Source organism: Clostridium zeae (assembly GCF_017312485.1).
In the GTDB taxonomy this organism is placed as follows: domain Bacteria; phylum Bacillota; class Clostridia; order Clostridiales; family Clostridiaceae; genus Clostridium_AR; species Clostridium_AR zeae.
The window spans coordinates 910,598-922,580 of record NZ_BMBA01000002.1; the positions used below are offsets into that span (position 1 = coordinate 910,598).

12 protein-coding genes and 1 pseudogene are annotated in these 11,983 nt (G+C 31.9%); 7 read left to right on the top strand and 6 right to left on the bottom strand.

The features are described 5' to 3' along the window. Window positions 1–340 precede the first annotated feature (340 nt). The 7 genes and pseudogenes from J3477_RS13490 to J3477_RS13520 all read left to right on the top strand — a co-directional run bounded on the left by J3477_RS13490 (window position 341) and on the right by J3477_RS13520 (window position 7,319). The gene (locus J3477_RS13490; protein ID WP_206870463.1) at window positions 341–1,624 is read left to right on the top strand and encodes an aspartate aminotransferase family protein; all 1,284 of its coding nucleotides are present in this window, start codon (window positions 341–343) and stop codon (window positions 1,622–1,624) included. Window positions 1,625–1,670: 46 nt separating this feature from the next. Then, window positions 1,671–3,119, top strand: coding sequence for a menaquinone biosynthesis decarboxylase (locus J3477_RS13495; RefSeq protein WP_206870464.1), 1,449 nt, complete (start codon window positions 1,671–1,673; stop codon window positions 3,117–3,119). After that, window positions 3,106–3,975, top strand: a complete 870-nt coding sequence (locus tag J3477_RS13500; protein WP_206870465.1) for a UbiA-like polyprenyltransferase — start codon at window positions 3,106–3,108, stop codon at window positions 3,973–3,975. The genes J3477_RS13495 and J3477_RS13500 overlap by 14 nt, the downstream gene beginning before the upstream one ends. A 294-nt stretch (window positions 3,976–4,269) precedes the next feature. Further along, window positions 4,270–4,860 (top strand): annotated as a pseudogene (locus tag J3477_RS13505) (UbiX family flavin prenyltransferase); the annotation flags it as partial. Then, on the top strand, window positions 4,853–5,806 hold the full coding sequence (locus tag J3477_RS13510; protein ID WP_206870467.1) for an ABC transporter substrate-binding protein: 954 nt from the start codon (window positions 4,853–4,855) through the stop codon (window positions 5,804–5,806). The pseudogene J3477_RS13505 and the gene J3477_RS13510, both read left to right, overlap by 8 nt. A 17-nt stretch (window positions 5,807–5,823) precedes the next feature. Then, window positions 5,824–6,579, top strand: a complete 756-nt coding sequence (locus J3477_RS13515; RefSeq protein ID WP_206870468.1) for an ABC transporter ATP-binding protein — start codon at window positions 5,824–5,826, stop codon at window positions 6,577–6,579. Then, complete coding sequence (locus J3477_RS13520) at window positions 6,576–7,319, top strand: ABC transporter permease (RefSeq protein ID WP_206870469.1); 744 nt, start codon at window positions 6,576–6,578, stop codon at window positions 7,317–7,319. The genes J3477_RS13515 and J3477_RS13520 overlap by 4 nt, the downstream gene beginning before the upstream one ends. 82 nt (window positions 7,320–7,401) lie before the next feature. Here J3477_RS13520 and J3477_RS13525 read toward each other — a convergent pair whose 3' ends face one another. The 6 genes from J3477_RS13525 to J3477_RS13550 form a co-directional block, all read right to left on the bottom strand. Next, a complete protein-coding gene (locus tag J3477_RS13525) occupies window positions 7,402–7,986 on the bottom strand; it encodes an undecaprenyl-diphosphatase (RefSeq protein ID WP_206870470.1) in 585 nt (194 codons plus the stop codon). A gap of 16 nt (window positions 7,987–8,002) precedes the next feature. Beyond that, a complete protein-coding gene (locus tag J3477_RS13530; protein WP_206870471.1) occupies window positions 8,003–8,578 on the bottom strand; it encodes a phosphatase PAP2 family protein in 576 nt (191 codons plus the stop codon). A 296-nt stretch (window positions 8,579–8,874) separates the two neighbouring features. Further along, window positions 8,875–9,498 carry a DedA family protein gene (locus J3477_RS13535; protein ID WP_206870472.1) on the bottom strand — a complete coding sequence of 208 codons (624 nt, stop codon included), beginning with the start codon at window positions 9,496–9,498 and terminating at the stop codon, window positions 8,875–8,877. A 19-nt stretch (window positions 9,499–9,517) separates the two neighbouring features. After that, entirely contained in the window at window positions 9,518–10,264 is a 747-nt protein-coding gene (locus J3477_RS13540; RefSeq protein ID WP_206870473.1) for an ABC transporter permease, read from the bottom strand. After that, window positions 10,257–10,988: an ABC transporter ATP-binding protein gene (locus J3477_RS13545; protein ID WP_206870474.1), complete on the bottom strand. Its 732-nt coding sequence runs from the start codon at window positions 10,986–10,988 to the stop codon at window positions 10,257–10,259. The genes J3477_RS13540 and J3477_RS13545 overlap by 8 nt, the downstream gene beginning before the upstream one ends. 79 nt (window positions 10,989–11,067) lie before the next feature. Then, window positions 11,068–11,943 (bottom strand): hypothetical protein, encoded by an 876-nt coding sequence (locus tag J3477_RS13550; RefSeq protein WP_206870475.1) that lies wholly within the window; start codon window positions 11,941–11,943, stop codon window positions 11,068–11,070. Window positions 11,944–11,983 lie beyond the last annotated feature (40 nt).

Consider the following 11,983-nt stretch of genomic DNA (forward strand, 5'->3'; position numbering starts at 1 on the left):
ATAAATTTTATATTGAGCTTTATAAAGAGTTTCTATATCGAAACTTAATTTATACTTGTTCGAAAATCCCGGCTTCTGGGGATTTTAGGACATGTATAAATTAATAGTTGAGTTAGGAACTCTATATATCCATACAGTGTTAATTACTAATTTATACTTGCACTAAAATTACTATATACTGTAAATTTAGAACAAGTATATAGATGAACCACTTCATAATTAAATTTATATTTTCAAATTCTCCTCTCAGAACCAAAAGGAGTTTTGAAAATAGATTACGGATTGAAGTGTTTCATCTTTATAAATTACTTTAATTCAATCTAAAGGAGTGAACTAGAATATGAATTATATAGGTCCTGATAATATATTATCCAAGAGAAAAGCTTATTTTTACCCGGCAACTGCTCACTTTTACCAAAGACCACCTCAAATAGTTTCGGGGTCAATGCAATATCTTTTTGATCATGAAAATAAGAGATATGTTGATTTTTTTGCTGGAGTATCAGTTATGAACTGTGGTCACTCGAATCCAGATATTCTTAAGGATACTATTGAACAGCTTAATAAAGTTCAGCATACAACCACACTATATTTAACTCAACCTATGGTGGAACTTGCTGAAAAACTGTCTGAAATACTTCCTGGGGATATCAAAAGAACCTTCTTCTGTGTTACTGGTTCTGAGGCAAATGAAGGTGCTATGGCCCTTGCAAGACTACACACTAAAAAAACTAAATTTATTGCTCTAAATGGTGGACTTCATGGAAGAACTCACTTAACTTTAAGTGTTACAGGTATACCAATGTGGAGATTAGATGATAATTTAGTTAATGATAGTGTTTTTTTCATTGAAAGACCATACTCTAAAGAAAGCTCTTATCAAGAGGCAATGGAAAGCTCTTTGCTTCAACTTGAAGCCGTTTTAAAAGAACATGGTAACGATATATGTGCAATGATATTAGAACCTCTTCAAGGCAATGGTGGAATAATAATGTACCCAATAGATTATCTGAAGAAAGTACAATCACTGCTTCATTCACATAATGTATTGCTTATTTGCGATGAAGTCCAAACTGGCTATGGAAGAACAGGTAAAATGTTCTGCGTAGAGCATTACGATGTAGTTCCTGACATTATAGTCACTGCTAAGGCACTTGGTAACGGAATTCCTATCTCCACTTTTTCAACAACAGAAGAGATAGCAAAATCCTTTAATAGGCCTTCAGCATCTACTTTTGGAGGTAATCCAGTGGCTGCTCAAACTGCATTAAGCGTATTAGCTTATATTGAGAAAAACAACTTAGTACAAAAATCAATGGAATTAGGGGCTTGTTTAAAAGAGAAATTAAAGGAGCTTTCTTCTCCTTTTATAGATGAAGTTAGAGGCGCTGGACTAATGGTTGGTATACAAATTAAAGCTCCAAGTAATAAAGTAAACTCTGCTGAAATTACAGATATTATTTTGGAAGAGATGAAAGATCATGGTTTCTTAATTGGAAAAAATGGCTTGAATAGAGATGTGTTAGCTTTCCAGCCTCCCCTAGTTATTACAAAGGAAGATATTAATTCTATGGTTGAAAGCCTAGATAAGGTTTTGAAAAAAATTCAACCGCAATATACTTAAATATTAATACCTTAAACTTAAAAACTTTTACAAAAGGAGAAAACTTATGGCTTATAAAGATTTACAAGATTTTATTAAACATTTAGATGAAAAAGGCATGCTAAAAAGAGTAAAAACTGAAGTTGATTCAGATCTTGAGATAACTGAAATAACTGATAGAGTATCCAAAAAATATGGTCCTGCTCTTTTATTTGAAAATGTTAAAGATTCTAAATATCCAGTTCTTATTAACGCGATGGGAACTTATGAAAGAATGAGTATGTCTCTAGGCGTTGAAAAACTCGATGATATAGGAAATGACATAGAAGAGTTTATAGATATGTCTAATTATCTTGGGCTAATGAAAAAAATAAAATCTCTTCCAAGACTTACGAGAATGGCAACTGTATTCCCTATAAAATTGCCTACTAAGGGCTCTTGCCAAGAAGTTATAGAACATGATCCTGATCTATCAACACTTCCAATATTAAAGTGCTGGCCAGGAGATGGAGGAAGATTTATAACCCTTCCACTTGTTATGACAAAAGACCCTGAAACAGGAATTCAAAACACAGGAATGTACAGACTCCAAGTTTATGATAAAAACTCAACAGGTATGCACTGGCATTTACATAAAGATGGCAGAGAAATTTATGAAAAGTATAAGACTTTGGGCGGTAAGATGCCTGTATCTGTAGCTCTTGGATGTGATCCAGCAATCACTTACTCTGCCACTGCTCCACTTCCAAAAAGCATTGATGAGATGATGTTTGCAGGATTTTTAAGAAAAGCTCCAGTTAAACTTGTTAAATCTATAACTAATGATATATATGTTCCCGCAGATGCTGAATTTATTATAGAAGGCTATGTTGATGTTAACGAAGAGTTAAAACTTGAAGGACCTTTTGGTGACCATACAGGATATTATTCTCTTGCTGATTACTACCCTGTATTCCATGTAACTTGTATAACACATAAAAAGAATGCTGTATATCCTGCTACTGTAGTAGGTAAGCCACCTATGGAAGACTGCTATATGGGGAAAGCTACGGAAAGAATTTTCTTACCTTTACTAAAGATGCAGTACCCTGAAATAATTGATTTTAACTTTCCACTTGAAGGAGTTTTTCATAACTGCGTGATAGTTTCCATTAAGAAGCGTTACCCTGGCCACGCTAAAAAGATAATGAACTCACTTTGGGGCATAGGTCAAATGATGTATACAAAAATGATAATTGTTGTTGATGAAAATGTAAGCCCACAGGATATATCTACTGTAGCCTGGAAGGTATTTAATAATATTGATGCAAAAAGAGATGTTGTAATATCAGAAGGACCTCTAGATGCGCTAGATCATGCATCTGATCTACCTCATTACGGACACAGAATGGGTATTGATGCAACTAAAAAATGGCCAAGTGAAGGTCATAGCAGAGAATGGCCTGACGATATTGAAATGTCTGATGATGTAAAAGATCTTGTTTCAAGGAGATGGGCTGAATATGATATTGAATAAAGCATTAGAAAAGATTCATGACTATGGCATACTAGTTATGTTTTCACACACAATTTTTTCTTTATCTTTTGCACTTATTTCTATGCTATTGGCTAGTAACGGACTTCCTTCTCCTTACAAGATATTTTGGATACTACTTGCCTTTATGGGTGCAAGAACTGGAGCAAATGCTATCAATAGAGTTATTGATGCTGAAATAGACGCTAAAAACCCAAGAACAGCTACAAGACAGTTACCACAAGGTTTAATGAAAAAGAAGGAAGTAATATTATTTGTTGTAGGATGCTTCTTATTAATGGTTATCTCTGCAGCAATGCTAAATCCATTGTGCTTAATTCTATCACCAATAGCATTATTTTTAATGGTTATTTACTCCTATACAAAGCGTTTTACTTGGGCCTGTCACTTGGTTTTAGGAATCACCTCAGCAGCAGCACCTGTAGGAGCTTGGCTTGCAATAACAGGAAAAATTTCTTGGCTGCCTCTTTTTATGGGAGCAGCTAACACCCTATGGGTTGCAGGCTTCGATATAATATACGGAGCACAGGATTATGATTTTGATACGGCTAATGGAATACATTCAATACCTGCAAGATTTGGAGTAAGAAATGCTCTGCATATATCTACTCTCTTTCACGGTATAACCTTATGCTTATTAGTTATAGTGGGAATTTTAAGTAGTCAATTAGGATTTATCTACTACATTGGACTTGCAATTATATCTATTTTGTTCATCGCTGAACATAAGATGGTTTCGCCGAATAATTTAACCAATGTGAAAATAGCTTCATATGGCATAAATCAGATAATCAGCATTACATTTTTAATATGCGGAGTTATTGATGCGCTTATATAACAATTAGGCTATGTTAATGTACTGTGTTGAAAATGCTGTGTCACTCTTCCGATACTTAGATGAGCATTGCAAAGAATTAATATGATTTTCTCCTATGAAATACCTAAAACTGTATAAACTCACTACGTTCGGACAAATACAGTTTCTTAACGCTATTTCATCTGCGAAAATCATTTAATTCTAATAGCTCGCTCATAATAGTATGTCCATAGTGCCCCATCATTTTCAACGGTATTCTTAAATAAAAACCTAAAATATATATTTGAAAAAAAATAAAATGTACAAAGGAGCTTACATATGAAAAAAATTGTTGTTGGAATAACAGGAGCCAGTGGAAGTATATATGCGATAAGATTAATTGAAGAGCTTTTAAAAAAAGAAATCTTTGTACACATAATCTGTACTGATAATGGCAAAAAGGTTATGAAATACGAAACTTCCATTAATCTTGACGAATGGTTCATAGGTTTGAAAGAAAAGTATGAGCATGTGAAGCTTGAAGATATAAACAACCTATTTTCCGGAGTTGCTAGTGGCTCTTATAAATTTGATGCTATGATTATACTTCCTTGCTCCATGGGAACTTTATCAGAAATCAGCATGGGCCTAGCTAAGAATTTATTATGCAGAGCTGCGGATGTTTCTTTAAAGGAAAATAGAAAACTTATTATAGTTCCTAGAGAAACACCATTGAATGCAATACATCTAGAAAATATGCTAAAGCTTTCTAGGCTTGGAGTTACTATTCTACCAGCTGTACCAGGCTTTTATCATAAGCCTCAAAGCATGGATGATTTAATTAACTTTGTAGTCGGAAAGATTTTAGATTCTCTATCTATAGAAAATATATTATTTGAAAAATGGGAGGACCACAAAAATGACTAAACTAAAAAAACTACTAGCTATTATAACAGCTTCTGCTTTAACTCTATCCTTAGCAGCTTGCTCGCCTGTAAAAGAGGCAGCTCCTACAGCTTCTAAACAAGCTTTAAATTTTGGAGCAATGTCTTCTGTAGATGCTGCCGTACTTGTAATAGGTAATGAAAAAGGATTTTTCAAAAAGGAAGGTGTAGAAGTTAACCTACAAACCTTCAAAAATTCAAAAGATAGGGACGCAGCATTTCAAGCTGGAAACTTAGATGGAGTTATTTGTGATGAAATAGCAATATCTCTTTATCAAAATGCTAATTTCGACGTAAAGATAACAGGCGTTACAAATGGTGATTTTATGCTTATAGCAAGCTCAAAATCAGGAATAAAATCAGTAAATGATCTTAAGGGCAAAAGTGTAGCAATCTCTGAAAAGACTTCCATAGAGTACTCTCTAGATAAAATATTAGAAAAAAATTCAATAGATCCTAAAGATGTAAAAAAATCTATAGTTCCTGCTATACCTACAAGACTTGAAATGCTTAGAAACGCTAATGTTGATGCAGCTCTTCTTCCAGAGCCTTTTGCTTCACTTGCTTTAAAAGATGGCGGAATCCTTCTTGGAAGTGCTAGTGGTATCAATGTTTACTCTTCAGTAACAGCTTTTACACAAAAAGCAATTGATTCTAAGAGTTCAGAAATTAAAGCATTTTACAAAGCTTACAATGATGCTGTAGATTACTTGAACAGCACACCAGTTTCAGAATATGAAGATATCATCATAAAATCCGTTGGTTATCCAGCTGATATGAAGGGCAAGCTTAACTTACCTAAATTTAGAAAAAATGCTTTACCTAAGGAAGCTGATGTTCAATCAGTTATTGATTGGACTGTAAAAAATGGACTTGTTAAAAAGACTTTAACCCCTAAAGATGTAATGAATGATATAGGAATTAAATAATTTTACGGAGGCCTCCTATGTTAGATATAAATAATCTTTCAGTAAGTTATAAATCTCAGAACAATTTAGTAACAGCTCTTGGTTCTGTCAGCATAGAAATCGCCCCTGGAGACATATATGCGGTTATTGGTCCCTCAGGCTGTGGCAAATCTACTTTACTTAATGTACTAAGCGGAATAATAAAGGATTATCAAGGTGAAGTAAATCTAAATGGTGAAGAACTGTCTCCAAAAAAACATAATATTGGCTTTATACCTCAAAACTTTGGACTTCTTCCTTGGAAAAATGTTCAGAAAAATTGCACCTTGGCTCTAAAGATAAAAGGTAAAGTCATAGATTCTTCCATTAATGAAAGAATTGATTATATCCAAAATAAATTAGATATTTATTCCTTAAGGAACAGATATCCAAACGAGCTCAGTGGAGGTCAGAAGCAAAGAGTTGCTATAGCTAGAGCCTTTATCATGAACCCTGATTTACTATTAATGGACGAACCTTTCTCTGCCTTAGATGCATTAACAAGAGAAGAAGCACAGGAGCTTTTCATTGATATGTGGAATCAGTATAAAACAACTACCATATTTGTTACTCATAGCATTGAAGAGGCTATCTATATGGGAAAAAAGATTGTAATTATGTCACACTGTCCTGGTACCATAGTTAAAATAATAGATAATCCTTTATTTAATACTGAAAATTTAAGAGAAAATGAAGAATATCTAAAATTATCTTCATATCTTAGAACTATAATAAAAAAAGGATGGAAAATATGAAAGCATTAAAGAAACTTAAGCTATTTGTCCAAGGCTTTGTGCTATTTAATCTTCTGTGGTACCTTCTTGCTAGCGTAATTCATATGAGGGTACTTCCAAAGCCTACTGATATATATCTTAACATTGGCAGTATATTCAGCGAAAAGCTTTATATACATGTTTTAGTCAGTCTATACAGGGTTGGATATGGCCTCTGCATATCCTTATTTATAGGCATTTTAATTGGTCTCCTTATGGCCTACTCAAGTGTGTGGAATAAAATATTAAATCCACTGGTTTACTTTACTTATCCAATTCCAAAAACAGCACTACTTCCAGTAGTAATGCTGCTATTTGGCCTAGGGGATTTATCAAAGATATTTATTATTGTGTTGATACTTGTATTTCAGATTATTGTAGCAGTTAGGGATTCAGTTCTGAACATTCCATCAGAAACCTATAACCCCTTAAGAAGTCTTGGGGCTTCAAAGCTTCAAATATTCACGCATATAACCTTACCAGCAATTTTGCCAGAATTGCTTACCAGTGTACGACTTTCAATAGGCACTGCACTATCTATTTTATTTTTTGCCGAAGGTTATGGAACTCAATATGGTATGGGATATTATATATTAGATGCATGGAGCAGAATTGACTATAACGAAATGTATGCAGGAATCATAATATTAAGTCTATTAGGCTTTTGTCTATTCATTTTAATAGATCTCTTTGAAGAAACTGTGTGTAGCTGGAAGGCATGATTTTATAGATAAACTCAAAAAATAGTAGCTCCATTATAAATGGATTAGCTACTATTTTTCTATAATTTCCGTAGTATTATTACTATATATTATATATTTTGTCGAACCCTAATTTGTGTACTATCTTTTTCTCCACTAGATCATATAAATTATTAACTTTATCTCTTAATTTTAAATCATAAATATGTCCTGTTACAGCAACAATAATGTATGCGCCAATAATATCTAAAGGATAGTGATGCCCTACATATATTCTAGAGAACCCTACTATTAATGAAAGCAGCATTAATACAATACTAAGAAGTTTATTGTAGATTCTAAGTCCTAATGCTATGCTCATTGTTCCTGTGGCATGGTCACTTGGAAAAGATGCATCTGATGTATGCGGAAATAATAAATTCACTTTATTATTAACAAAAGGTCTATTAACGTAATATATATTTCCAATTATAAAACTAATTATTAAATTAATTAATGTAATAAGGAAAGTATTAAAGGCAATTTTTCTATACTCATCTTTTTTATGTATAATTCCTATGAAGAATACTATTGCAGTTATTGCCATAAAAACATAAGGTACATCCTTTGAAAAGAAGATCATTATTTTATCTATAACTACGTTTTTATATGCTAAATTGTTTATTAATCTAAAAAAATCCATATTCATTTTTAATTATTCCCTTCTATATTAAACTTTGTATAAATCCAGATACATTAGAAAAATCAACTTCATTTAATATAACAAATACTAATTTGCAACATAATGTTCCAATTATAATTCCAGCTATGACATCAGTCGGATAATGAACATATAAATATATCCTTGATAATGCAATCAAAAATGCAATTCCAATGAATAGCAATTTATACTCACTAAAATATGTTGATAACACTTCTGCGACAGCAAAAGAAGATAAAGTATGGCCTGATGGAAAAGAATAAGAATCCGGTCTAGCTATCAGCATATTTATATTTTTGTAAAAATTACATGGTCTAATACGTTTTACTATGTGTTTTACTAATCCTTCTCCAATAATTGTACTTATAATTAATGTTAGTATCACTGTATCTCCAATTATTGTGTAATCCTTATTTAAAATTAAAGCTAAAGCTATAACAACCCAAATGGCACCTAAATTTCCCATACTAGTTATTAAAGTCATTACTCTATCTAAATATTTGTTTTGTAAGTATTTTTTTACTGATAACAAAACATAATTATCAAAAACATTTATTCTTTTCAAAATGTTTAAATACATATAATCGCCTCATTCCACTTATGGCTGAATATCGAAATCATAATCTGTAAAGTAATTCTTATGATGTGAAATTGATTAATAACATATTTTAATATTATCCTTTTAATATTAAAACAATCTAAGAATAACATTAAATTTAGATTAGAATTAGAATTTTAGCTCTATAAAAAAGTAAAAACCCTTAGAATCCAACTAGTAGACTCTTAGGGTAACAGAATTAAATTTATATTTTATACCTTTTCTAACTAGATAACTTGTATCTTAATTTACAAAAGAGCTTTTAAGAAATCAATTTATTAACTCTCTTCAAGAGCTTTTTTTCTTTTCTTAATGAAAACATAACCTATTCCCACAATTACAGCCGCCACAACAATATAATCTGCAAAATGAAGTAACGAACGGATTTTAGTCCAGTTTTCTCCCATTGCAAAGCCAGCATATCCAAGTAATATGCTCCAAATCAATGATCCTAGGAAGGTATACGCAACAAATTTTTTAAAATTCATCTTACTTATTCCCGCTGGCAATGATATAAATGTCCTTATTATCGGAAGTAATCTTGAGAAAAAAGCTATTTTGTCTCCATACTTCTCAAAATATCTATCACTCATTTCAAGATGAGCCTTTGACAATCTTAATTTTTCAGCATACTTTTCAACTAATGGTCTTCCCCCTTTAGCTGCTATATAATACATAACAACTGATCCGAAGGTTCCACCTAAAGTACCAATCAATATAACCAAGATAAGATTTAATCTCTGTCCATTATAAGCGGATGATGCCAAATATCCCCCAAAAGGTAAAATTGCTTCACTTGGGATAGGGATACATGCACTTTCTAATGCCATCAATGAGAATACACCAAAATATCCTAGTTTTCCCAAAACAAAAATTGCCCAGTTTACTATCGCTTCTACCATTTCTAACTCCTTCTAATTTCTAAAATTCTTTTTTGTCAAATAAATAAAATCCAAAAGTAAAAAATATTATTCCGTATGCAACTAGCATAAACAACAAATTTATATGAGTTAAAAGCTTTGATCCACCAGTAGACCACTGTGTATACCAGTTCAAATAAGTTGTGAAAATAGAGTTGTTAAAGCCCTTAATAAATATTGCTAATACTTTAATACCAATAAAAGTTAGAATACAGCTAATAAGTGCGCCATTGCTACTTTTAAAAAATTGAACAAGACAAGAAGCAAAAGTCACTAATACTAATGCAGGTACTATATCTATAATATAGCTGAATATTATATGTAGCACATTACCTAAACTACTAAATCTAAATACAGCTACCGCCAATAATGTTACAAATAAAACTGCAACTAAGTTTATAGCTACAAATACAGCAATAGCAATATTTTTGGAAAGGAATATCTTAAATCTGCTAATTGGCCTAGTGAGAACTAATTTCATAGTTTTGTCTGCAGTTTCACCTGAAAAAACTTCTGCTGCCAGCATAAAAATGAATAAAGGAATAAATGCATTTGTAATAACACTTAAAATTATCAAGGGGAAGCTTTCAACAGTCAATGATATAAATACTAATTTTGATTGAATTGACGAGATAAAGAAAGCTGACAAAAAACTGATTAATGCAGTAGCAATTAAAAATATCACAGTTCTCTTTTTTAAAAAAAGCTTCTGAATTTCATTAATTATATTTGCTCCTATATTACTCATCTTTATCCCTCCCATTAACTACATTCATATAAAAATCTTCTAGATTTTTATATTTTTCTTTTATATCTTTCATTGAAACTCCATTATTTATAAGCTCCCCATTATGAATTATAGCTACTCTATCACACATAAGCTGTACTTCATGAATTAAATGACTTGAAATAAAAAATGTCATATTTTTTTCTTTAGCAAGTTCTATTATCATGTTCCTCATTTGAACTGTTCCTTCTATATCAAGGCCGTTTGTAGGTTCATCCAATATAACTAAATCAGGTTCAGATAAAAGCGCCATGGCTAGAGACAATCTTTGTTTCATTCCTAATGAAAACTTACTAACTTTTTCATTTTTATGCTCTTTAAGTTTGACTACTTCAAGAATGTTATCAATATCTGTTTCCTTTATACCACCATAAAATCTTCCTATTATTTTTAAATTGTTATATGCAGACATATATTCATAGGCATCAGCTGTTTCAATTATTGAGCCAACTGCTTTTAAGGCTTCTTCAAACTGATTTTTTAGGTCGAAGCCCATTATTTTGACTTCTCCACTTTGAAAATTATTTAATCCAACAATTGACTTCATTACTGTTGTTTTACCAGCTCCATTTGGACCAAGAAACCCAAATATTTCTCCTTTAGCCACTTGGAAGCTAATGTTTTTTACACCTCTGCCATTGTTATAGATTTTGGTTAAGCCACTTACTTCTAAAACCTTCTCCATATATTTCTCCTTCAACAAACAGTTATGTGAAAGATTGAGTTCCATAGAGGTTCTCAATCTCTCGTATTTAATTTATTTTTTAATCTTCTCTAAACTTATTTTCCATAGTCTTAACTTGCTTGCCAGTTAAATCTACTTTATCCGGAGTAGTGCTATTTATTTTTGAAAGTTGCATATTAGCGTTAATTTCAATAGTATGAACTTTTCCAGCTGCATCTTTTCCTGAGATAACAATCTTAGCAGTTTGGTCTGCAATTGTATCATTCTTACTAATATCAGCCGTAGAATCAACACTTACTACCTTTACATCACTTTGAAGCTGTGGAAGTACGTTTTTAAGATTCTTCATGTCAGCTTTTTCATTTTTGTCTGCAAATTCATTATTATCCTTTGCCATAGCAATTGAGGCTAATGCATTTACCAATGGAGTCACTTGACTATCATTCAATTGTATCGTAACCTTTTTTGTCCCATCCCCATTGTCACTTGCAGTTACTCCATCCTTCATGCTTCCTACAAGAGTATCAATTATTACCCCTACTCCCTGTACTACCTGAGGATTTTCAGTTTTATCTTTCTTCTCGAATTTTTTATTTCCAGTACTTGAAACTAGGTAATCATTGCTATCACTTGACTTTTGTACACGCTTTCCGTCTTGTAGGTAATTACTAATAGTTTTAGTAGTGCTTCCTATTTTTATTGTAGTGATGCTACTCATTGCATTAGCTCCTTGATTTTGTTTCAAGTTTTCAGTTAAATCCGCAAGAGTAGTTCCATTATCAGTTATTGAAACCTTTAGAGTAGCTGTTTCATTTTTCAAGTTTTTAGTACCCATAACAGCTCCTTTATATGTTTCATAACCTGACAATTGTGATGCATTTACAAAAGCTGTTCCAAGTAGTAAACTACCTCCTAATGCCAAACTAGTTAGCATTGCAATATTTTTCTTTTTCATATTGTCAAACCTCCATCATCTATATATATTTAAAAAGTTT

Bases quoted from the DNA above. Each gene is read 5' to 3' on its own strand.
- J3477_RS13490 (WP_206870463.1), top strand. From the start codon at position 341: ATGAATTATATAGGTCCTGATAATATATTATCCAAGAGAAAAGCTTAT.
- J3477_RS13495 (WP_206870464.1), top strand. From the start codon at position 1,671: ATGGCTTATAAAGATTTACAAGATTTTATTAAACATTTAGATGAAAAA.
- J3477_RS13500 (WP_206870465.1), top strand. From the start codon at position 3,106: ATGATATTGAATAAAGCATTAGAAAAGATTCATGACTATGGCATACTA.
- J3477_RS13510 (WP_206870467.1), top strand. From the start codon at position 4,853: ATGACTAAACTAAAAAAACTACTAGCTATTATAACAGCTTCTGCTTTA.
- J3477_RS13515 (WP_206870468.1), top strand. From the start codon at position 5,824: ATGTTAGATATAAATAATCTTTCAGTAAGTTATAAATCTCAGAACAAT.
- J3477_RS13520 (WP_206870469.1), top strand. From the start codon at position 6,576: ATGAAAGCATTAAAGAAACTTAAGCTATTTGTCCAAGGCTTTGTGCTA.
- J3477_RS13525 (WP_206870470.1), bottom strand. From the start codon at position 7,986: ATGAATATGGATTTTTTTAGATTAATAAACAATTTAGCATATAAAAAC.
- J3477_RS13530 (WP_206870471.1), bottom strand. From the start codon at position 8,578: ATGTATTTAAACATTTTGAAAAGAATAAATGTTTTTGATAATTATGTT.
- J3477_RS13535 (WP_206870472.1), bottom strand. From the start codon at position 9,498: ATGGTAGAAGCGATAGTAAACTGGGCAATTTTTGTTTTGGGAAAACTA.
- J3477_RS13540 (WP_206870473.1), bottom strand. From the start codon at position 10,264: ATGAGTAATATAGGAGCAAATATAATTAATGAAATTCAGAAGCTTTTT.
- J3477_RS13545 (WP_206870474.1), bottom strand. From the start codon at position 10,988: ATGGAGAAGGTTTTAGAAGTAAGTGGCTTAACCAAAATCTATAACAAT.
- J3477_RS13550 (WP_206870475.1), bottom strand. From the start codon at position 11,943: ATGAAAAAGAAAAATATTGCAATGCTAACTAGTTTGGCATTAGGAGGT.